The 20621-nt window shown below is 52.1% G+C and carries 14 protein-coding genes and 3 pseudogenes; 10 read left to right on the top strand and 7 right to left on the bottom strand.

Annotated features, from left to right (window positions below; genetic code table 11):
• The first annotated feature begins 3 nt into the window (after positions 1-3).
• The 3 genes and pseudogenes from AB4N64_RS09315 to AB4N64_RS09325 all read left to right on the top strand — a co-directional run bounded on the left by AB4N64_RS09315 (position 4) and on the right by AB4N64_RS09325 (position 2193).
• Positions 4-315, top strand: coding sequence for a polymorphic toxin type 50 domain-containing protein (locus tag AB4N64_RS09315; RefSeq protein WP_460124551.1), 312 nt, complete (start codon positions 4-6; stop codon positions 313-315).
• A 539-nt stretch (positions 316-854) separates the two neighbouring features.
• Positions 855-1508: pseudogene (locus AB4N64_RS09320) on the top strand (DNA/RNA non-specific endonuclease).
• Between the two features lie 223 nt (positions 1509-1731).
• Positions 1732-2193, top strand: coding sequence for a hypothetical protein (locus tag AB4N64_RS09325; protein ID WP_460124554.1), 462 nt, complete (start codon positions 1732-1734; stop codon positions 2191-2193).
• A 1864-nt stretch (positions 2194-4057) separates the two neighbouring features.
• Here AB4N64_RS09325 and AB4N64_RS09330 read toward each other — a convergent pair.
• Positions 4058-4711 (bottom strand): TetR/AcrR family transcriptional regulator, encoded by a 654-nt coding sequence (locus AB4N64_RS09330; RefSeq protein ID WP_460124557.1) that lies wholly within the window; start codon positions 4709-4711, stop codon positions 4058-4060.
• Between the two features lie 109 nt (positions 4712-4820).
• Here AB4N64_RS09330 and AB4N64_RS09335 point away from each other — a divergent pair, with 109 nt between their 5' ends.
• A complete protein-coding gene (locus AB4N64_RS09335; RefSeq protein WP_460124560.1) occupies positions 4821-6026 on the top strand; it encodes an MFS transporter in 1206 nt (401 codons plus the stop codon).
• 427 nt (positions 6027-6453) lie between these two features.
• A pseudogene (locus AB4N64_RS09340) lies at positions 6454-6750 on the top strand (nuclear transport factor 2 family protein); the annotation flags it as partial.
• 325 nt (positions 6751-7075) lie between these two features.
• Here AB4N64_RS09340 and AB4N64_RS09345 read toward each other — a convergent pair.
• The 4 genes from AB4N64_RS09345 to AB4N64_RS09360 all read right to left on the bottom strand — a co-directional run bounded on the left by AB4N64_RS09345 (position 7076) and on the right by AB4N64_RS09360 (position 10486).
• On the bottom strand, positions 7076-7558 hold the full coding sequence (locus AB4N64_RS09345; protein ID WP_460124563.1) for a copper chaperone PCu(A)C: 483 nt from the start codon (positions 7556-7558) through the stop codon (positions 7076-7078).
• Positions 7558-8163: an SCO family protein gene (locus AB4N64_RS09350; protein WP_460126686.1), complete on the bottom strand. Its 606-nt coding sequence runs from the start codon at positions 8161-8163 to the stop codon at positions 7558-7560. Before AB4N64_RS09350 ends, AB4N64_RS09345 begins: the two co-directional genes overlap by 1 nt.
• Before the next feature lie 340 nt (positions 8164-8503).
• Positions 8504-9328 (bottom strand): SDR family NAD(P)-dependent oxidoreductase, encoded by an 825-nt coding sequence (locus AB4N64_RS09355; RefSeq protein WP_460124566.1) that lies wholly within the window; start codon positions 9326-9328, stop codon positions 8504-8506.
• Between the two features lie 168 nt (positions 9329-9496).
• Positions 9497-10486, bottom strand: a complete 990-nt coding sequence (locus AB4N64_RS09360; RefSeq protein WP_460124569.1) for a GlxA family transcriptional regulator — start codon at positions 10484-10486, stop codon at positions 9497-9499.
• A 355-nt stretch (positions 10487-10841) separates the two neighbouring features.
• On the opposite strand from AB4N64_RS09360, the gene AB4N64_RS09365 reads away from it, so the two are divergent.
• From AB4N64_RS09365 to AB4N64_RS09385, 5 genes are all read left to right on the top strand, one after another.
• Entirely contained in the window at positions 10842-12089 is a 1248-nt protein-coding gene (locus AB4N64_RS09365; RefSeq protein ID WP_460124572.1) for an MFS transporter, read from the top strand.
• Between the two features lie 197 nt (positions 12090-12286).
• Positions 12287-13459 carry an efflux RND transporter periplasmic adaptor subunit gene (locus AB4N64_RS09370; RefSeq protein WP_460124575.1) on the top strand — a complete coding sequence of 391 codons (1173 nt, stop codon included), beginning with the start codon at positions 12287-12289 and terminating at the stop codon, positions 13457-13459.
• A 159-nt stretch (positions 13460-13618) separates the two neighbouring features.
• The gene (locus AB4N64_RS09375; RefSeq protein WP_460124578.1) at positions 13619-16804 is read left to right on the top strand and encodes an efflux RND transporter permease subunit; all 3186 of its coding nucleotides are present in this window, start codon (positions 13619-13621) and stop codon (positions 16802-16804) included.
• Positions 16801-18345 (top strand): efflux transporter outer membrane subunit, encoded by a 1545-nt coding sequence (locus AB4N64_RS09380; protein ID WP_460124581.1) that lies wholly within the window; start codon positions 16801-16803, stop codon positions 18343-18345. Before AB4N64_RS09375 ends, AB4N64_RS09380 begins: the two co-directional genes overlap by 4 nt.
• A gap of 535 nt (positions 18346-18880) precedes the next feature.
• A complete protein-coding gene (locus tag AB4N64_RS09385) occupies positions 18881-19612 on the top strand; it encodes an SDR family NAD(P)-dependent oxidoreductase (RefSeq protein ID WP_460124583.1) in 732 nt (243 codons plus the stop codon).
• Positions 19613-19711: 99 nt separating this feature from the next.
• Here the strand turns inward: AB4N64_RS09385 and AB4N64_RS09390 are convergent.
• Together AB4N64_RS09390 and AB4N64_RS09395 are read right to left on the bottom strand one after the other, a co-directional pair.
• Positions 19712-19862: pseudogene (locus AB4N64_RS09390) on the bottom strand (IS5/IS1182 family transposase); the annotation flags it as partial.
• 70 nt (positions 19863-19932) lie between these two features.
• Positions 19933-20574: an FMN-binding negative transcriptional regulator gene (locus AB4N64_RS09395; protein ID WP_460124586.1), complete on the bottom strand. Its 642-nt coding sequence runs from the start codon at positions 20572-20574 to the stop codon at positions 19933-19935.
• Positions 20575-20621: the final 47 nt, after the last annotated feature.

Genomic DNA, 20621 nt, shown 5'->3' on the forward strand with positions numbered 1-20621 from the left:
TCATTGGACGAAATAGCAACTAATATACATGCAGGTCAGCAAGGAAAGCACATTCTTGGGCATAACAACTTTATGCCAGGGCGCAGCTATTTAAATGAGGTGGTCGACCCGCAGAAGCTTTTGAATGGTGCGCATGCGGGCAAATTTCCAGTCGTGGGCTATGGTTCACGAGGACAACCAATCTTAGATTTTGGAACAAATATTGGTTTTGATGGCACATCGGGATTGGCGACAAGATATGGGACAATACATTCAGGTAAGGCTGGAGCGCACATTGTTCCGACGAATCCGAGCACTGTAGGGGGCAAACGATGAAATCACTGCCTGATTGGTTGGTACTAGGTGTTTGGCGATCACTGCTTGGTGAGATATATCCTGCGATTAGGGCAGTCGCTGTTTCATCTGCGAATGACCGAACATTGCGCATTTGTTACTATCTTGATCGGCAACCTACAGATTTCGACTGGGAGAGCTTAGAGGTTGTCGCTACAAATTTTTCAGCTTCAATTGGCCAGGAGAAAGTCAGTCACATAGATCTAGACTGTAAGTTTTCAATGGGTCCAATAGGGCACCTCGATTATCTCGACGGGTTTATCTACTGCCGTAGAGAATATGACTTATAGGTATATATGGCGTAAGTGAAGTTTCAGTTTAAGAACTGTTTTCCACACCATTTGGATGTATAGTCGGCTGAGCGGGGGGATGTAGATCAAGAGGTAAAATTCAACTCGAAGTCACGTTTTTAGGCTTATGCTTTCTAGTCTGCCCGGAATTTCGTATCTTAGCTGGGCTTACATTTTGGAGCTCAGTCCGTATAAGGCTTGCTAGGCGTCAAGCTTTCTATATGTCTCCGTATGCGTCGGATTAGAGCGTGTGCTTCCCCTCAAGTTCTGCCTCCTGCAGATCAACCTGATTCCCTGGTAGCGGCGCCTGCGGTGATTGATCACTGCGCGGTTGGGTGTCCGGCCGGCGGCGATGTAGTCACGCTGTATCGTCAGGACTATACCTTGAACAACAACGGTTCGACGAGGTTTGCGAATTGGGTGGCTTATCGGATTGGCAGACGCTCAATTACCTGACGAACATCGCAGAAAGCTGGTCTCAACCAGGGGGCCTGGGCGCGGTTGGAGCATCAGGAGCGGGGCCTGAGTAAGGCTGAGGGTGTTGATGCGGTGAATGTGGCGACGGGGCCACTCTACGAGCGGGATATGGGTTCGTTACCCGGGAAGAATAAGGTTCATACGATACCCAGTGGGTACTGGAAGGTGATCTTCACTGGGAGTACGCCAGTGGGTGGTTTGTATGGGGCGTTTGTCATGGAGCAGGGGACGCCTCGAGCGGCCAGCTTTTGTGATTACCAGGTGACGGTGGCTGAGATAGAGGAGAGGTCGGGGCTGATGTTTTGGAGTGGGTTGGAGCAGGAGGTTCAGGAGGAGCTGAAGGCGAAGAACGGGGCATTGCCGCAGAGGATGGGGTGTTGGGTGAGTAGGGTGGATACTTCGGGATAGGGGATTAGAAGCATTGGTAGTGAGTGCCGCCTGCGGCGGACAGGCTGTCGTGAACCGGGCCAGACGTTCCGCCTGTCACGGCCCTTCGGGCTTTCATCCTTCACGTCTTTGGTCTTTCTGGCCTGCTTGAGCAACATATTCAAATTTAGCGCTTCGTTTGGGTAAGCTCCTGAGGCGAGTCTATTCTCTCGCGTTTGGATCTGGACTGGGGCTGAGGCATTGAATGTTTAGAATTGTATTGCTTGTCATCTACCTGGCGGGTGGTTGGGCGATCTATCCGTTGGCTGAGCATTTGCGTGGCCTGGGTGCCGACCTGAACGCTATTTACGCTTTGGTGGGGCTGGATTCGGGACCTGAATTGGCGGCTCGCCAGCTTTTAAGCTTTGCCTATGCGAGTATTTTTCATTTTTTGCTCGCCATATTTATTTCTGAGCCGGCAAAGATCTGGGCTCAAGGCGTTAATAATAGGGACGTGGTGTATTTGTTCGTAAGGCCCTTTGGTTACTTCTTATTTTGTTTCTTGATCTTGGGGCTGGTAGGCCACAACATTGAGCATCGTCCATATTCCGGCTTTCAGATGTATTTCTCTCTATTGATTGCATGCGTTGTGCTTGGGTGTTGGTCATGGTCGGTGAAGGATTTCCTTATCGGTGCTTATTACTGTAAGTTTAGGCGTCGAGTATGAGGGTTCTTATCCCGATTTCATAGGGCGTAATATTGGAGGCCGCGGTGGGCAATGATGAATTACGAGAGGTTAACGACGCAATGAAGCATCACCACCTCCAGCCAGAAATGTTATGAGAATGGTCATTGGCGTTGGCAGATTTCTGGTAGGCGACTGATCATCTCGGAGCGGAAAATCATGTGTTGGTCAAGAAATATCGATGTCTCATTCAAGCTTCGCATAGTGTCGAGAATTGGTTCGCGAATCTGTAAGGTAGTGAGGCGTTTTCATGTATGAGCTCCCGGATGATTTCGATGCTGATCTCCTTTCCGGGTGTTACTTGGAAATGGTAAGTTTTGGCATATGTATGACTCGGTTGGATTTCTCGCGGCCACAGCTCGTGCCTGGGGTAGCTCCATATGGGGTCTCCGTTGGTATTGAAGGTGGCTTGGTATACGCAGTTGGGAGTGTCACTGGGCGGAGAGAGTTTTCTAACTCAATGAGCAGTGCGCCCTTGTTGGATTTTCTGTTGAAAGATGTTGCGTTAGTCGAAAGATTAGAAAATTCAACTTTGAAAATAGTATTCGGTTCGGGGGATGCTATTGTTGTCGAAGGCGATAATAATGGCGGGTTTGAGTCCTACACGATTTCTTTGAATTCTGGTGAGATGATCGTTGTTTAGTATTTCAAATAAGGTTGTAGTCTGTTGATAGCCCCCCCCTAATAACGTAGAAGCATTAAAGGCGTTCATTGATACCAGAGGGTGTCACTCGATCGATGACTGCGTCTCGCGTCAGTCCAAGCTTCTGAGCCACCAGTAGGGCGCATGAGCGCGCGTGGGATGCACGGTGCGAGAGTGGCTCGGTTTTATCCAGCAATTTTCGTCTATGCGAACCGTGATACCGGGTTCTCGAAACAATGTGCACCTTGACGGGCGTTTTGGCATGGTTTGGCGCAGGCAGACCAGGAGTCGCTGAACGCAGGGAACGGGGTGGTTGGACTTGAATCGGGGCTCACTAACATGACACCTACGGGAAATAGACGGTTGTTATCACAAATACTAGATGGGAAGTCACCAAGCGTCGTGTTGAACATGATGCTCGAGGCTGCTCATGATTTAGATAAATACGCTTTGGCAGATAATTTTTTGGAGGAGTTTGACAGGCTAGATAGCAGGATCCTCCCCGTAATATGGAAGTGGAACAGTGGCAGATCTGTGCGGGGAATGTCTGATAAGCAATTTGATAAGACGGTCTTATTGCTTATGAGAATGGCAGGTTATTCCGTATGGATAGAGTAGACCGGATACTGTGTTGCTGGACTGATATTAGGCCCAAGGGGAGCGAGTTGGGGTTGTTTGTTTGACGCTCAATACAGTTCATCCAAATAAAATAGCCAGCATTGGATGGTAAATGGCAGTCTATAGGTGTATCCCTTCGGCCGTGCCGTCCTGCGCGCGCTGCTTGCCAACTGATTGCAGATAATAGTGCCCCTATCATTCGAGATGCGAGGAACTGAGATGCTATTCGCGACAAGATTGCCAGATTGGCTCGTAGCATGCCTCCGCATTGCGCTACTTGGCGAGATATAGCCTCCATATTAGAGCCATCGCTGTCGGTTATCATGATAGTGGATTTGTGTTCGTTCGATACTATCTTGATCGTCGGCTAACAGAAGCAATCTGAATTTTCGCTGTTATTCGCCAATGGTGCCCATCTGGTTTAGCACAGCCGCAAGCGGTTGCCCCTCGCAGTTTCAGTATTCATCGATTTTGCTGCTAAAACCATTGAAGAGCTGGGCCTGATTCAGAGCGACGCACCTCAAAGCCAATCCCGTTTAAATAAACAATCGGGTATTGCTCGCACGTACTATCGTGGGACCGGACTCAGTGGGTGCTCACGTCTGGTGGCTGACCCTTACTTGCCGGCGTAGCCCCTGCCGCATCCCACAACATCATGACGCGCGTCACCGCAGCGTCCAACGAATCCGCCGACACCCCATCTCGCGCCAGCGTCGACAATCCCAATAAAAAACTATCGAACGCCGTGGCGAGAGCGACTGCATCAACCTCTGCCGGAAGTTGCGCCAAAGCGATGCCACGTTCCACGCACGCCAGCAACGCCTCACGATTTTTCGCTCGGGCCTGCACCAGTGGCGCGGAGATGATTTTACTCTCCTGCGAGCACGCGCTCATCGCGCCTAATGCCACCAGGCAGCCTTTGGGATGGCCAGGCTCGCATTGCATCCGAGCGGAGCGGCGTAGCGTCCGTTCGATGGCGTCCCGGGGCGCCAGGGTGGTGTCGAACAGGCTGTCGGTGACCTTGCCGTAGCTGTTCAAGTAAAGGTCCATGACCTCGTTGAACAACTGCTCCTTGGAGCCAAAGGCGGCGTAAAAACTGGGCGCGGTAATACCGCCGCCGATCGCTGCCTTGAGTTGGCTGAGCGAGGTGGCGTCGTAGCCATTCTCCCAGAACAAATGCAGTGCTTGAGTGATTGCCACGTCACGATCAAACGTGCGCGGCCGTCCCATTTGTGCCATAGACGAACCCTCCGAATGAATTAAATACTACTCGATACATAAGTCGTTGACCATCGTTTGCTCGATCCCTATATTTGTATCAATCAATACATAAGTAGGGCGAGAACCAATGAATAGAAATGAACCGCACTCAGAGGCATTGCCTTACGGGGCGTTGCTTGCGCTGGCGATGACTGGATTTATCTGCATCCTGACTGAAACATTGCCCGCGGGCCTGCTGCCTCAGATCGTCAGCGGGCTGGCTATCTCGCCCGCCATGGCGGGGCAAATGGTCACGATTTATGCGCTGGGTTCGTTGATCGCGGCAATCCCACTGACCATCGCGACCCAGGGCTGGCGGCGGCGCACGGTGCTGCTGGTCACCATCGTCGGGTTTCTGGTTTTCAACTCGGTCACTGCGCTGTCTTCAAACTATTGGCTCATCCTTGTGGCGCGTTTTTTCGCCGGCGTGTCGGCAGGGCTCGCCTGGAGCCTCATTGCCGGATATGCACGACGCATGGTGGCGCCCGAGTCCCAGGGCCGTGCGCTGGCGGTGGCCATGGTGGGTACGCCAATCGCCTTGTCGCTCGGCGTGCCGATGGGTACCTGGCTGGGCGGGTTGATTGGCTGGCGCATGGCATTCGGGCTTATGTCGGCGTTGACGTTGGTATTGATCGCCTGGGTGCTGATCAAGATGCCCGACTATCCGGGGCAAACCTCAGAGCAGCGTCTGCCGCTGCGGCGCGTGCTGGTGACACCCGGCGTGCGCTCCGTACTGGGAGTCGTGGTCACGTGGATGCTGGCGCACAACATTCTCTACACCTACATCGCGCCCTTCGTGTCCCAAGCCGGGCTGACCGGCAATGTGGATGTGGTGCTGCTGGTGTTTGGCGTCGCCGCGCTGATGGGCATCTGGATAACCGGGCGGTTGGTGGACCGCCATCTTCGCAATACGGTACTAGCCAGCCTCGCGACGTTTGCCGTGGTTTCGGTGCTGTTCGGCGTTCTCTCGCCTTCGGCCACGGCCATTTACATCGGCACATTCATCTGGGGGCTGACCTTTGGCGGCGCCGCCACGCTGCTGCAAACCGCTTTGGCTGATTCAGCAGGCGAGGGTGCAGATGTCGCCCTGTCCATGAATGTCGTGGTCTGGAACAGCGCGATAGCAGGAGGTGGGCTGCTCGGTGGCGTGCTGCTTGGACATTGGGGAGTGGCGGCGTTTCCGTGGGTATTGGCGGCGTTGCTGCTGGGCAGTCTGACCATCGCGCTACAGGCACGGGCTCATGGGTTTCCCGCCGGTGACCGGCGCTCGGGCGCACTAGTGGTCGGTCACTGAGGCGCTGCTGTGCGGTCCCAATTTTGAAAATCAGACGCTAAGGCAAATTTTCAGACCCTGGCGCAGAACTCCATCTCCTCGGGCAAGGCGCTTCCCGCGCTTTTCTCACACACTCGGCTCTAACGCAATCGCGCTGCAAAACAACAAGAGCCGCGAAAAATGACTAGTTTCCAAACTGCTACCGAAAGCCGGACCGGCCCTATCTTCACCCGGTTTTTCCGTCAGCACATCGGAGCTTCACCCAGCCAGTATCGGCGTGTAGTGGATTGTTATGCGACGGGTTGAATCGAGAGGAGGGCAGCCGCAGCGACGATTTGTATTCGGGGGGGAGGAAATCGAGCGGCCTTGAGGGTGAGAACAATCTGCAGTACCTCACCCCAAGGCTTGATCGAGACGATAGAAAACTTTTCCAACGCAAAGGACTGGTGATATCACTGGAATTGAGAAAGCCTTCCATGAAGACGCAATAATGTGGGGCTACACTGGCGATGAGCTGCTCCAGGGACCAGCTGTTCCAGTATTTGCGAGCTTCTTCAAAGCACTGGGTGCCTCACCGAACACCCGCAGTCGTTTGGATATTTTGGCAATCGCACCTACAGCTGCAGTTGTTCGCGTGGACATGGAGAATGATGTCTTGGGGGCAAGCTTCCACGACTTTCTCTCCCTGCTCAAGATCGATGGACAGTGGAAAATTATCTCCAAGATTTTTCAACGGTACGCTTAGGAAGCGACGGCGTCACATCAGATAGAGATTTGGAGTCTCGCTGGCCGTTCAGATGCAACATCCTTGTTCCTCTAAGCCGATGCTAGCAGGCGTGCGAACGCCTGACCCCGGTGCATCGCATGCAACCAGGCAAGGTCGACACCGGGATACCGACCTTAGATAGGCAAACAATTCTTTGTGTTACGCGCATAAATGAGGCTAAGGTGAAAAACTCTTTACCTTGGCTTCATGCCGAAGCTACTCGGTAAACCGAATGATCCTGGGTCACTGACTCCGCCAACCCGAAGGGCTTCTCTACATGAGTCCCTTTGTTGGCGCACTCGGTTCATTTGGCATCATCAGCTAAATTTAAAGCCCGCGCAGTGGCTTCAACCTTAATCGATTCCCTATCTCCCTGGTCGGTTTCTATCGTAAGAGTGAGAAGCACCTTGTCACCATTTTCTACCTGTTTTACAAGGTCAATCAGCATAATGTGGTAGTTGTGGGGATCAAGGATGACTGTTTTGCCAGCGGGTAAGGCGATGAACTCAACTGGTTGCATACGCATCACGTCGTTCTTAATGGTCGACTGGTGAATTTGCACGATTTTCGCTATCGATGATTGGGCACTGAGCAGCTTACTGTTGCTGCTTGCAGTGATAGTCATGAACGCGCCAGTGGCTTGTTGTCCTGGCACGGTCGCGCGAACCCATGCATTTTCTACGTGCGTCTGGGCTGATACTTGGCAAGACAGTCCAAATAAAGAAAGCGCGAGTGCTATCTGTCTAATGCACTGAAAAATGTTGGTTCTGTAGTTGGCTGAACTCACTAGCAAATCTCCATGAGGGTAGTCAGATCTTCTGCACATTGCTCCGCCGAAAGAGCTTGAGAAAATCCAAGGCGTAGTTTTCCTTCGTAGTCATACACGAAGCTGGTCGATGAATGAGTAAGTGTATACGTTGATCCTATGGGTACTTTTTGATAGAACACACTAAATTCTTTGGCTGTAGTAGCCGTTTCTTCAAGTGTTCCATAGAGTGCGACAAATGATGGGTCAAAGGTTTTCACATAGGCGTCGAGTACGGCTGGTGTGTCCCGTTCGGGATCAAGGGTAATAAAGATGACCTGAAGACGGTAACCATCCTTATCCATCATTTTTTTAATTTTTACTGCACGAGCCAAGGCGGTTGGGCAGACAGCCGGGCATTGAGTAAATCCAAAAAAAATCATGGGCATCACGTTCCGATAGCTCGAAAGTGTTTTTACCTCGCCGTCAGTGTCCTTTAGCTTGAATGTGCGGCCAAGAATTTTATCGCTCAAGTCTTTACCGTATTTGTAGGATAATTCACCCCGGGTGTCGCAACCCGCGAGCATTCCAATACCTAACAATCCGATACCCGAAATAACCTTTCGGCGAGTCAATAGAACGCTCATTGAACCAAGCCTCTTCATTCCAAAAATCAAGGTGAATGCACGCATTAATATAGACTTCATACGTTAAGCACAGATTTTCCGATAACTCACAGGTCGGCTAGCGACCTGGCTTCCTAATCTGTAATTTTCTATTAATTACTAATATTGCGTTAAAGCTTAATGTTGGACTGCTGACCAAGCGTGCGCACAATCTAGATGCAAAGAGTCGGTATTCGTCAAAATAAAATAGATGACGCGAACCAGCAAAAGTTATCGCGTTTTGCCGGTATAGATTCGCGTGCGCTTTGCTACCAAAGTACCTAGTTAGGATTAAGAACCTGCCTAGGTTGGCTTTTCAAGCCTAAGCGTTTACGCCCCCATCCACGCTTAAACCGGTGCCGGTAATGTGTTTCGCGGCCGGGCTTGCGATGAATGCGACCGCCGCTGCGACGTCATTCCCGGTGCCGTATCGGCCTAATGCTGAATGAGCCCTCATGGCATCGGCACCCTCTCCATCGGAAGGGTTCATGTCAGTATCCGTAGGGCCAGGGTGCACGTTATTAACTGTGATGCCTCGCGGCCCCAGCTCACGAGCGAGTCCGCGTGTAAAGGAGAGCAGGGAAGACTTAGACATTGAGTAAACAGTGACTGATTCGAAAGCCACGCGCTCCGCCAGGCAGGAGCCAATGTTGATGATCCTTCCGCCATCTCCAAGATACGGAATGGCAGCCTGAGAAGCTAAAATCACGGCCCTAATGTTGACAGCGACGATCTGGTCGATCTGTTCTAGCGGCATGACCTCAAGCGGGGAGATAAAAGCGACGCCCGCATTATTTACCAGAATGTCGAGCCCTCCCATCAACCTGGCTGCCTCATGTACAGAAAGCGTAACAGCCTGTGCACTCGCGCTGTCAGCTTGTAAAGGGAATGCCCTGACACCCAGTTTCCTGATTTCATTGGCAAGTTCTTCGGCCGCATCTCCAGATCGAACATAGCTGAAAGCAATATCAGCGCCATTCTCTGCCAATTTCATCGCGATCGCGGCCCCTATACCGCGTGCGGCGCCAGTGATGAACGCACGTTTACCCAAGAGCTCTTTCATACCTACCTCTTTTAAATTAAGAATTTGCAGCAACTGTTCGAAATCGCGGGGATCGAAAGACTCAAGCTTAAACGTCACCTGCATTTTGACAAACGACTTAGTCCCCTCCTTTTAGGTCATGGGGCCATGGACCCTGATTGTCCTGGAGACTAAGAATCAGTCAGTACATCAGTTACGCACGATTGAAATTTTTATTAAGTATCGGGCTAGTTGATATAGCGAGGACTGGGCCAAAGGCAATCAGCATAGCGCTTATAACTGGGATGCTTCTGATTTGGCCTGGTAAGCGGCGCCGCCTTGGTGCGCGGCCAGTCGTCTAATACTTTGCGGGGGGTGCCCGATGACTCTAATGAAGGCTCTGCGCATGCGCTCCGGATCTTTAAAGCCGACTGAGTGCGCTATCAATTCAATTGGCTCCGCACTGCGTTCAATACGCAGCTTTGCAGCCTCGATACGCATACGCTCCACAGCTTTAGCAGGTGTTTCTCCCGTTTCCAGCAGAAAAGCTCGACCAAACTGGCGTAAACTGAGGCAAGCAATCGATGCCAAATGCGCAGTGGATAGCTGCTCATTCAGATGCTCGCGCATATAGGAAAGAACCTCTCTCATGCGCTCCGTTGTTGGCTCCATATCAGCCATGGCTGAAAATTGTGATTGCCCTCCTGGCCGACGGTGATACACGACCATTGCTCGTGCGACCTCATGGGAGACAGGACTCCCTAGATCCTCCTCAATCATGGCAAGCGCCAGATCGATTCCTGCGGAGATGCCCGCAGACGTCCAGATGCCGCCGTCTTTGGTAAATATATGATTGGGCTGGACTCGCACTTTGGGATAACTGGTTTGCAGTCGTGCGGTCTGCATCCAGTGCGTAGTTGCCTTACGACCGTCCAATAATCCCGCCGAAGCCAATAGAAAAGCCCCCGTACACACGCTCGCGACCCGCCTCGTACCTTTCGCAACTGCATTGGCAAGATGGTCCGACACCAAAGGAAGGTCATAGGGCTTAGAAAACGCCTTACCGCCTACGACTATCAACGTGTCATAAGGGGTTGATCTGATCTTCTGGCTTTTGACTTCCAGACCAGACGAACTCGTTACAGGAGCGCCCGACAACGAAACCACCGAGCAGCAATATGAATTTGGCATTCCAATTTCGTTGGCTATCTCAAAGGCAGCCAAGGGACCGCTAAGATCCAAGATCTGAAACTCGGGAAAGATCAGGAAAGCAATGTCTCGCATTGAAATACTCTCTCAAAAATCAGCGATCCTGCTTGGGAATTTTCACATCCTGCCTAGGTTCCGTTGGCGGATTGTCCTGCGCGTACCTCAAATGATCCTACAAAAAATCGATGACTTAAAGGGCGTAAAACCCTCGAAAAGCGTCATTCTGACTTTTGCGAAGCCGTCCTCGGTTCGCGATAACCCGCCACACCCGTGATAACTACGCTGCATAAAACTAGACGGCCTAAAAGGAGGGAACTAAGTCCTTTCTCCCGCAGAAAGCAGCATAGAAAATGCCCTCGTTTCTCAACGGGAGAGCCGCCATGGTGGAAAAAGCAGATAACTCGAGCCGTCTTAACTGGAGACGGTCGCGATGACTACACCGAACTTAATCGACAACGCTTCGGCGATTGAAAAGAAGTCGGGCCACTCGAACGTGGTTGTACTGGCTATAGCCCAGGGTTTGTTCACAGCAGCCATAGCAATCGATCTCACCTTGACCGGTCTAACGGGGTACCAACTCGCACCCGACAAGTCGCTTGCTACTTTGCCCTTTGCACTGATAACCGTAGCAGGAGCAATTACCACATATTTCGCTTCTTCCCTCATGCAAAAAATAGGTAGGCGGCGTGGATTTGTGATCGGCGCCATTACAGGTGCAATAGGCGGATTAATTTCCGTATGGGCGGTTTTCCTGAATTCCTTTTGGTTGTTTTGCATCGGGACTGCGGCCGTGGGGGTGTTCCAAGCGTTCGCCCAATACTACCGACTGGCGGCAACAGATTCAGAACCTGACCATCGTAAAGCACGTGCCATCTCGTTAGTACTTGCGGGCGGAGTGATCGCCGCCTTTGTTGGACCTTTGTTGGCGAGTTGGAGCACGGAGTTGCTACCAGTCTTATTCGCAGGCTCGTATCTGATGGTATGCCTACTAGGCCTCACATCTGCAGCATTGCTTTGGCTGGGCTACAAAGACGCCACCCTAAACTCCTTGGAGTTGCGCGGCCACGAACTGCCGCCGCGTAAGCTACGTACGGTATTGAGCCAGCCTATATCAATAGCGGCGCTCTCAAATAATGTTATCGGCGGTGTGGTCATGATGTTCATTATGACTGCAGCACCACTCGCAGCTGTCGCCAGTCATCACTCGATAAATGATGGCGCTAACATTATTCAATGGCATCTCGTGGGTATGTATGCACCGTCACTGTTCGCTGGGCGCCTGATTTCCTTGTTCGGATTATCGCCAATATTATTCTTGGGTATGGCGCTAAGTGCCGCTTGCGGATTGATTGCGAACTTTTCAGATAGTTTGCCTGCATTCTATATAGCGCTTCTTTTTCTCGGTGTAGGTTGGAATTTCATGTTTGTTGGCGGTACAACCTTGTTGACCACCTCATACCTTCCTTCTGAGAAATCCAGGGTGCAAGGGATCGCTGAGTTTATTCAATATACTTTCACCGCTTTCGCGACTTTGGCCGCCGGGCCAATGCTGCAATTATTCGGCTGGAGAGTACTGAATATTCTAGTGTTTCCATTGATAGCTGTATCCGCTCTAATGACATTGAGATGGATGCACGCTGAGCGAAAAAGAGCATCGTTTGCAACGAAAGCCAGCTAATCAGCCAGAATATTTCGACTCTTTCAGTAATTTCTAGGGGAGCTGCAGACGCCGCCCTTATCTGCAGCGCTGAGAGAACCCGGTAGAGCCAGTCATTTAAAAATTTACCAGCAACTTTCTCAAGCGAGCGATGGGGTGAAAGGGGGGCATGCACTCACACGTCAGCCGTGCAAAAGCAGAATTAACTTGGAGTAATTATGAACGTTGATTTAAAACCCCGCCCTAATCACGCGCTTTATCTGGCGGGTGTGCTTGGTATTTCTAGCGTCATCGCCTATGGTATTTTCAATAACTCAGAAAAGGCGGTAGCTCAGGAAGCCTCACCGATACAAGAAGTGGATGTGTCGGTTGTCAGAAGAGAAACAGTCACCGACTGGCAAATATATTCTGGCAGATTAGCAGCAGTGGAAAAAGTTGAGATTCGGCCGCTTGTGTCAGGCACCATAACGGCGGTCCACATCCGTGACGGCCAATTGGTTAAAAAAGGAGACACTCTGTTCGTCATCGATCAGCTTCCTTACCAAGCTCAAGTCGAGCGAGCTAAGGGCCAGGTTGCGGCAGCGCAGGCTCGGGCCGCCTACACTAAAAGTGACTGGGAACGGGCGCAGCGTCTAATTACCGAAAATGCAATTGCGAAACGTGACTACGATGAAAAAAACAACGCTGCGTTAGAGGCAGGTGCCAATCTGAAGACCGCACAAGCTGCGCTGGATGCAGCAAAAATTGATCTAAACCATACCCAGATCACGGCTCCAATTTCTGCTCGCGTATCGCGAGCAGAGTTAACACTCGGAAACATCGTAAATGCGGGCGCAGGCGCTGCCCCATTAACGACGCTTGTATCTGTGAGCCCCATTTATGCTGAGTTTAACGCTGATGAACAGACCTATCTTAAATACATCAATAGACTCAATGGCAGGGGTAATGTTCCGGTAGATCTAGGGCTTGCAGATGAGACGGGATATTCGCGCCGGGGGGTCATCCAATCAGTAGACAATGAATTGGACACGACCTCAGGGACTATTCGCATGCGAGCACGGTTTGAAAACGCTGATGGTGTCATGGTTCCTGGGTTGTACGCGCGCGTAAAAGTTGGCGGGAGTGAACCATACGCTGCGCTACTTATAAATGACGCAGCAATCGGTACTGATCAGGATAAGAAATTCGTGTTGGTGGTGGGGAAGGATGATCATATTATCTATCGTCCTGTAACTCTGGGGAGCTTACAGGGCAGCGATCGAGTTATCACGTCCGGTCTTGTAGAAGGTGAGCGAGTGGTTATAGGTGGTATCCAGCGAGTCCGCCCAGGAGAGCAAGTGGTAGGTAAGTTGGTTTCAAATAATAGCGCTCAGGCCAGCAATACCAACTAACAACACAGCATCGACTCAAGCCCATCACCAGGGATTTGGCTTCTGCTATACGTATTTTATCTATGGGGCCGTGCAGTATAGCCAAGCTGACCGTAGACCCTGGTTTTTACGTTCATGCAGCGCTGAGAGTAATTATTCGCCTCCTTTAAAGAGTCCCCAATGAACATATCAAAGTTCTTCATAGATCGCCCGATCTTTGCGGGTGTGTTGTCCGTAGTGATCCTGCTTGCAGGTTTGATAGCAATATTAAAATTGCCGATTTCTGAATATCCGGAGGTTGTTCCGCCCTCTGTTACTGTTAGCGTACAGTACCCGGGAGCGAACCCAAAAGTTATCGCCGAGACGGTCGCAGCTCCGCTTGAGGAGAAAATAAACGGCGTTGAGAATATGCTGTATATGCAATCTCAAGCGAACAGTGACGGTAACTTGACTATCACTGTAACGTTCGCATTGGGTACTGACCCTGACTTGGCTACACAGTTGGTACAGAACAGAGTAAACCAAGCCTTGCCAAGGTTGCCAGAGGAAGTCCAACGATTGGGTGTTACTACGCTCAAAAGCTCTTCTTCACTGGTCCTTTTCCTGCATCTCGTTTCACCGGATGGTCGGTACGACACCACGTACTTGAGAAACTACGGCGTACGGAACGTGAAAACGCGTTTTGAGCGGATCCCAGGCGTTGGCCGAGTCGATATGTGGGGATCAGGTGATTACGCAATGCGCGTATGGCTGGATCCGCAGAAGGTAGCACAGCGAAATCTCACCGCCTCAGAGATTGTCACTTCCATTCAAGAGCAGAACATCCAGGTTGCTGCCGGCGCCGTTGGTGCTGCACCGTCTTCTCCGGGTACCGCTGTACAATTGACAATCAACGCCCAGGGTCGTCTGAAGACCGTCGACGAGTTCCGAGACATCGTACTCAAAACTACCGCGAATGGTGCGGTTACTCACCTGCGCGATGTTGCCCGAGTTGAACTCTCCGCAGCTGAATATGGGTTGCGCGCGTTGTTGGACAACCAGCCCGCTGTCTCCCTCGCCATCTACCAATTGCCAGGCGCTAACGCGCTGGAGATCTCTGATCAAATCCGAGCGGCACTCAAAGATCTCAGCGCTGATTTTCCCCCAGGCCTGGATTACAGGCTTATTTACGACCCCACTCGCTTCGTGAAGTCGAGCATTCAGGCGGTTATAGAAACACTGCTCGAAGCCATCGCACTGGTGGTCGTAGTGGTCATTGTGTTCCTTCAATCATGGCGTACGGCAATCATCCCGTTGATCGCTGTACCGGTATCCATCATCGGTACCTTTGCGCTATTGCTGGCCTTCGGCTTCTCGATCAATGCCCTGTCGCTTTTCGGAATGGTGTTAGCGATAGGTATCGTCGTCGACGATGCCATCGTTGTGGTTGAAAACGTGGAGAGGAACATAGCCAGCGGCCTGACCCCGAGGGACGCCACGTATAAAGCCATGCAAGAGGTCAGCGGCCCCATCATTGCTATCGCACTCACGTTGGTTGCTGTGTTTGTACCGTTGGCATTTATGAGCGGTCTCACGGGCCAGTTCTACAAGCAGTTTGCGATGACCATTGCAATCTCTACGGTGATCTCTGCTTTCAACTCACTCACGCTCTCTCCAGCCCTTAGCGCACTACTTTTGCGTAGCCACGACGCTAAGCAAGACGCCTTAACACGGGTGATGAATAAGCTACTGGGCGGTTTTTTTCGAGCGTTCAACAAGGTTTTCAATCGTGGCTCGGAGCAATACTCGAAAGGCGTAACAGGCGTCCTTAAGCGCAAGGGCAGCATGCTGGTTGTTTATGTGGTTCTTCTGGGGCTCACGGCGGTTATGGGGAACGTTGTACCTGCTGGGTTCATTCCCATGCAGGACAAGGAGTACTTGGTCACCATCGCCCAGCTTCCCAATGGCGCTTCTCTTGACCGTACGGAAGAAGTGATTCGCCAGATGAGCGAAATAGTCATGAAGCAGCCGGGCGCAGCTCACGCAGTCGGCTTCCCTGGCATGTCCGTTAACGGATTCATGAACAGTTCTAGCGCAGGGATTGTCTTTGTCCCCCTCAAGCCTCTCAGCGAACGTACATCGAAAGATGAGTCCGCCGCGGCCATCGTCGCATCCCTTAACCAAAAATTCGCCAGTATCAAAGGAGCTTATGTAGCAGCCTTTCCACCACCTCCAATACTCGGGCTTGGCACACTGGGTGGCTTCAAAATGCAGTTGGAAGACCAAGGTAGCCTCGGGTATGAGGAGCTTAACAAGGCCGCTCAAGCGTTCATGGCCAAGGCTGCAGTGACCCCGGAGCTTGGTGGGTCCCTGACAAATTATCAGATCAACTTTCCGCAGCTAAACGTCGAGCTGGACCGTGTGAAAGCCAAACAACTTGGTGTGTCTGTCACCGATGTATTCAAGACCATGCAGGTATACCTCGGCTCCTTGTATGTGAATGACTTCAACAGTTTTGGCCGCGTATACCAGGTAAGAGTGCAGGCTGATGCACCGTTTCGTCAGCGAGCAGATGACATCCTTCAGCTGGAAACCAAAAACGATCGTGGAGAAATGGTGCCCCTATCATCTCTCGTTCGTATCACCCCAACTTACGGTCCGGACATGGTGGTTCGGTACAACGGCTACACCGCAGCGGATATTAACGGCGGCCCAGCGCCGGGATATTCGTCTGGCCAGGCCCAGGCAGCAGCAGAGCGCATTGCAGCCGAGGTGTTGCCTCAAGGCGTAAAATTTGAGTGGACTGAGCTGACTTACCAAAAGGTTTTGGCAGGTAATGCCGGTATGTGGGTCTTCCCTGTCAGCGTCCTGCTCGTATTCCTCGTACTGGCCGCACTGTACGAAAGCTTGACCCTCCCTTTGGCGGTCATCCTGATCGTTCCCATGAGCATTTTGTGCGCCCTCACGGGGGTGTGGCTCACGCAGGGGGACAACAACATCTTTACCCAGATCGGGTTGATGGTATTGGTCGCATTGGCTTCCAAAAACGCCATCTTGATCGTCGAGTTCGCCAGAGAGCTTGAGCACGACGGGTACACAACGCTGAAGGCAGCCATTGAAGCGAGCCGCCTGCGTCTGCGGCCGATTCTCATGACTTCGATCGCCTTCATCATGGGTGTTGTTCCACTCGTGTTTTCCACTGGGGCGGGCTCAGAAATGCGCCAAGCCATGGGGATCTCGGTGTTTTTCGGCATGTTGGGCGTGACCCTGTTCGGTCTCGCACTGACACCTGTCTTCTACGTGGTCCTGCGTACGCTGGCAGGTGGCAAAGTACACGTGGCTCAAAAAGACGCGCCTCACCTGACAACGGAAGCATTGGACGCATGATCGGAGCCAAACGAATGATCCAATTACCCAAGAAGTCTATGTTTGGACTGCTGACTTCCTCAGTGCTGCTATCGCTTCTATCAGCATGTTCTGTGGAGCCGACATACAACCGCCCCGACGTCCCGACTCCGCAGGCGTTCAAGGAAGCTTCGGCTGAACAGAAGCAAGCATCATTGCCCAAAGACAGCGCCTGGAAAAACGCTGAACCGGCCGATGCCGAGCATCGTGGGGAATGGTGGCTAGTCTTTGGCGATCCGGTGCTGGGCGACCTGGAGCGGCAAGCTGCCGAGGCTAATCAGAATCTGAAGGCAGCTGCCGCACGAGTCCAGCAATCGAGAGCCCTGACCCAATCAGCCCGAGCGGGATGGTTCCCGTCGCTAGATGCAGGATTTGGCCCTACGCGTGAACGCCTGTCTCCTGCCTCACAATTGTTGTCTGACGATGCGAGTGGGTCCACGCAGACTCTTTGGCGGGCGCAGGCGACAGCTTCTTATGAGGTAGACCTGTTCGGGAAGGTGGATTCACAAGTGAACACCGCGCTCGCTAATCAAGCGCAGAACGAGGCCCTCTATCGTTCTGTGCTGTTAGCCCTCCAAGCTGATGTAGCTAAAAATTATTTCGAGCTGCGTGAGTACGACAACCAACTTCGACTATTTCGTCGCACGGTCACCCTGCGTGAAAACACCTTGAAATTAGTAGAGGGGCGATTCAAGGAAGGTGACATAAGCGAACTTGACCTCTCGCGAGCGCGCAATGAACTATCGACCGCGAGAGCGGACTCGGTGGGGATCGCGCGACTTCGCGCGACGTCAGAACATAGTCTTTCAGTGTTGTTGGGTAAATCTCCTGCCGACTTCGACTTCCCTGACTCACCTATAACGCCCATCGCGACCCACGTGCCTGTCGGATTGCCATCAGCCCTGCTGGAACGCCGCCCAGATATTGCTGCCGCCGAGAGAGCTATGGCCGCGGCTAACGCACAAATCGGATTGGCGAAATCAGCATTTTTCCCGCGGCTTAACATAAATGCCACCGCCGGCTTCGAGTCGTCATCGCTGGGAAATCTTTTCGACTGGTCGACTCGGTCTTTTCTACTCGGCCCCCTTGCTGGGACGGCGCTGACGTTACCGATATTTGATGGCGGTCGCAGGAAAGCAGATCTCGCCTCCGCAAGGGCTCGATACGACGAGCAGGTTGCGAAGTATCGGGAGCAAGTATTGGTGGCGTTTAGAGAGGTCGAGGACAACTTGGGAGATCTGAGGTTGCTCGATGACCAGAGAGCTAATCAACGCGAAGCTGTTGCAGCATCAATACGAACGGAGCGGCTTTCCAAAACACAATATGAACAGGGGCAAACCAGCTACTTGGACGTTATTGATGCTCAGCGTCAGGTCTTACAAACCGAGCTGCAATTGAGCCGTTTAACCGGCACGCACGCAATTGCAACGGTGAACCTGATCAGAGCCTTGGGTGGGGGGTGGGATAGTGCCGCTACTCCTATGGCTTCTACTGGGCCTAAGGCGGTCCTCACGCAACCATGAGCAGCTTTAAATTGCTTATCAAAGCGGGTCCTTGACCCGCTTTTCTATACGCTCAGCTCAATAGGTACTCCCCGACCGAAGCCACATTACAGCCATCCGGAACCTGCCTGGGATCCTCTGTGGATTTAATACTTTGGGCTATGGATTGGCTCTCAAAGTAGTGATTATTGACGAAGGGAAAGCCGCGGATTGGTGCCGCCCAAGGCGAACCACTATGCGGCCGTTAATGAGGGAAAAATGTCGTTTCCGCCTTCTGCGGCGCGACGTAGAGTCGACCGCTCTAACGGTAGAGATCATTTCATCCTTATTCAGGAGAAGGATGCAATCGCCGCTCGAGTGATTCACTGCAAGGAAACGAGGAATGATCAAGAAGTCTTGAACTCCAATAGTTCCCTTGATGTTTGCAGCGAACATAAGCGGCTCTGTGAGTTAGGGCCAGTCATGACGCCCCAGCATTTCAGCACTTTGAAGATCGCAAATTTCTCGATCTGAATCGCTTACAACCAAGCGAAATTTTTCACAGGTAATTGCATGTATGAACGAGAAAACATTGTTATTGACCGGTGCCAGCCGTGGCATAGGTCATTCTACCGTCAAACACTTTCACGCTGCTGGGTGGAAGATTTTCACCGCATCTCGCCAAGATTGGGTCGCTGAATGCCCATGGGCAGAGGGATTACTCAATCACATTCATCTTGATCTGGAAGATATTGACAGCGTGACTGACAACCTCTCGGTCATCAGGGAAAAATTGGGAGGGCGCTTGGATGCATTGGTGAACAACGCCGGAATCTCGCCCAAGGGTGCGGAAGGTACACGCCTTGGCGTGCTTGAGTCCGACTATGCAACCTGGATCAAGGTCTTCAATGTCAACCTGTTTTCTACGGCTCTGCTTGCACGCGGACTGTTTAATGAATTGAAGGCTGCGAAAGGCAGCATCATCAACGTTACCTCTATTGCGGGTTCCAAGGTGCACCCGTTTGCCGGTGTGGCTTACTCCACATCTAAAGCCGCGCTCTCCGCCCTGACTCGAGAGATGGCCTTCGATTTTGGCAGACATGGCGTGAGGGTCAATGCCATCGCGCCTGGTGAAATCGAAACATCAATACTGTCCGCAGGCACTGCGGAAATCGTCGAACGGCTAGTGCCGATGAACCGGCTGGGCAAACCTGAAGAAGTCGCTTCACTCGTTTACTTTCTTTGCACCGGTGGCGCTTCTTATGTCAACGGCGCGGAAATTCACGTAAACGGTGGCCAGCATGTTTAACGTTCCGGCTACAGCATGGACTTTACTGACCGTTCAACCCATGGTTGGGCCGCGGGTCTAGTGCGTCGGCCAGGCACTCCTGGTCGACGCGATTGCCCAACCGATTGCCGCAGCGCTTGAACTCATCCGCTTTGGTACATAATCAGTGATGCCGACATCCTGAGAATCAGGCTATTTCGCTTTTGAAGTAAACTCGGTCAGCCACTACCGACAACGTTGTTGAGGCAATCGCCTCGCGACCGCTGTTTGCATGTTGTAGCCGACGATTCCCTTGTCTCGCGTCATCAAGGGGGGCTCTTCTCTCCCATTCAGCATCAAAATCAAGAAGGTTGATCTCCATGAGTCTCGGCGACCATCGCGGACCCGATTTCCTGTTCGCCTCGCTCAATCAGGATTTGACCGGCATTCAGAGCGTCCCGGCGCTCATCATCCTGGCTGAGTTTCAATTTGCCGATCAGCCGAGTTATTTCAACCTCGATCCCGACGATTCTTCTGAGCATGTCCTCCATGTAGTCTTGTGGGCTGTCAGTGATCTTCCACGGCTTTTCCTGAAACTGTTCATGTGTTCGCGTCAGCTTGGCTACGATGCCGCGAACAGCCCTCGTATCGTCGAGCACTCGAATTTTTCCGTGTGCATGGACCACTCGGTAATTCCAGGTCGGAACCTGCTTCTGGTGCTCGTGCTTACTCGGATACCACTGAGGCGAAATATAGGCGTCACCCGCCCGGAAGATGACCAGCACCTCTTGATCAGGCTGTACCTCTCGCCAAAGGGGATTGTCACGCGCGACATGGGCTCGTAGTGTTCCAAGCTTTCCTGCGCTAGTGTCTAGGTCGAAGGGGAGGTGGTTAGCATCCAGCCCTACGCTGCCCTGGGTGATGATCGTGGCAAACGGATATTGCACCATTAGCTGATGCAGCTGTTCCGGTGCCGACACGCTGAAGTGCGATGGTAGATACATCAGCTACGCCTCTTGAACATTGGGAAGCTTTAGCGACTTGGGCGCGA

Source organism: Pseudomonas sp. S2_C03, assembly GCF_054668405.1.

Excerpts from the sequence above, each read along its gene's own strand:
- AB4N64_RS09370 (WP_460124575.1), top strand. The coding sequence starts at position 12,287 with ATGAACGTTGATTTAAAACCCCGCCCTAATCACGCGCTTTATCTGGCG.
- AB4N64_RS09330 (WP_460124557.1), bottom strand. The coding sequence starts at position 4,711 with ATGGCACAAATGGGACGGCCGCGCACGTTTGATCGTGACGTGGCAATC.
- AB4N64_RS09355 (WP_460124566.1), bottom strand. The coding sequence starts at position 9,328 with ATGCAGGTGACGTTTAAGCTTGAGTCTTTCGATCCCCGCGATTTCGAA.
- AB4N64_RS09325 (WP_460124554.1), top strand. The coding sequence starts at position 1,732 with ATGTTTAGAATTGTATTGCTTGTCATCTACCTGGCGGGTGGTTGGGCG.
- AB4N64_RS09385 (WP_460124583.1), top strand. The coding sequence starts at position 18,881 with ATGAACGAGAAAACATTGTTATTGACCGGTGCCAGCCGTGGCATAGGT.
- AB4N64_RS09360 (WP_460124569.1), bottom strand. The coding sequence starts at position 10,486 with ATGCGAGACATTGCTTTCCTGATCTTTCCCGAGTTTCAGATCTTGGAT.
- AB4N64_RS09335 (WP_460124560.1), top strand. The coding sequence starts at position 4,821 with ATGAATAGAAATGAACCGCACTCAGAGGCATTGCCTTACGGGGCGTTG.
- AB4N64_RS09375 (WP_460124578.1), top strand. The coding sequence starts at position 13,619 with ATGAACATATCAAAGTTCTTCATAGATCGCCCGATCTTTGCGGGTGTG.
- AB4N64_RS09395 (WP_460124586.1), bottom strand. The coding sequence starts at position 20,574 with ATGTATCTACCATCGCACTTCAGCGTGTCGGCACCGGAACAGCTGCAT.
- AB4N64_RS09365 (WP_460124572.1), top strand. The coding sequence starts at position 10,842 with ATGACTACACCGAACTTAATCGACAACGCTTCGGCGATTGAAAAGAAG.
- AB4N64_RS09350 (WP_460126686.1), bottom strand. The coding sequence starts at position 8,163 with ATGAGCGTTCTATTGACTCGCCGAAAGGTTATTTCGGGTATCGGATTG.
- AB4N64_RS09380 (WP_460124581.1), top strand. The coding sequence starts at position 16,801 with ATGATCGGAGCCAAACGAATGATCCAATTACCCAAGAAGTCTATGTTT.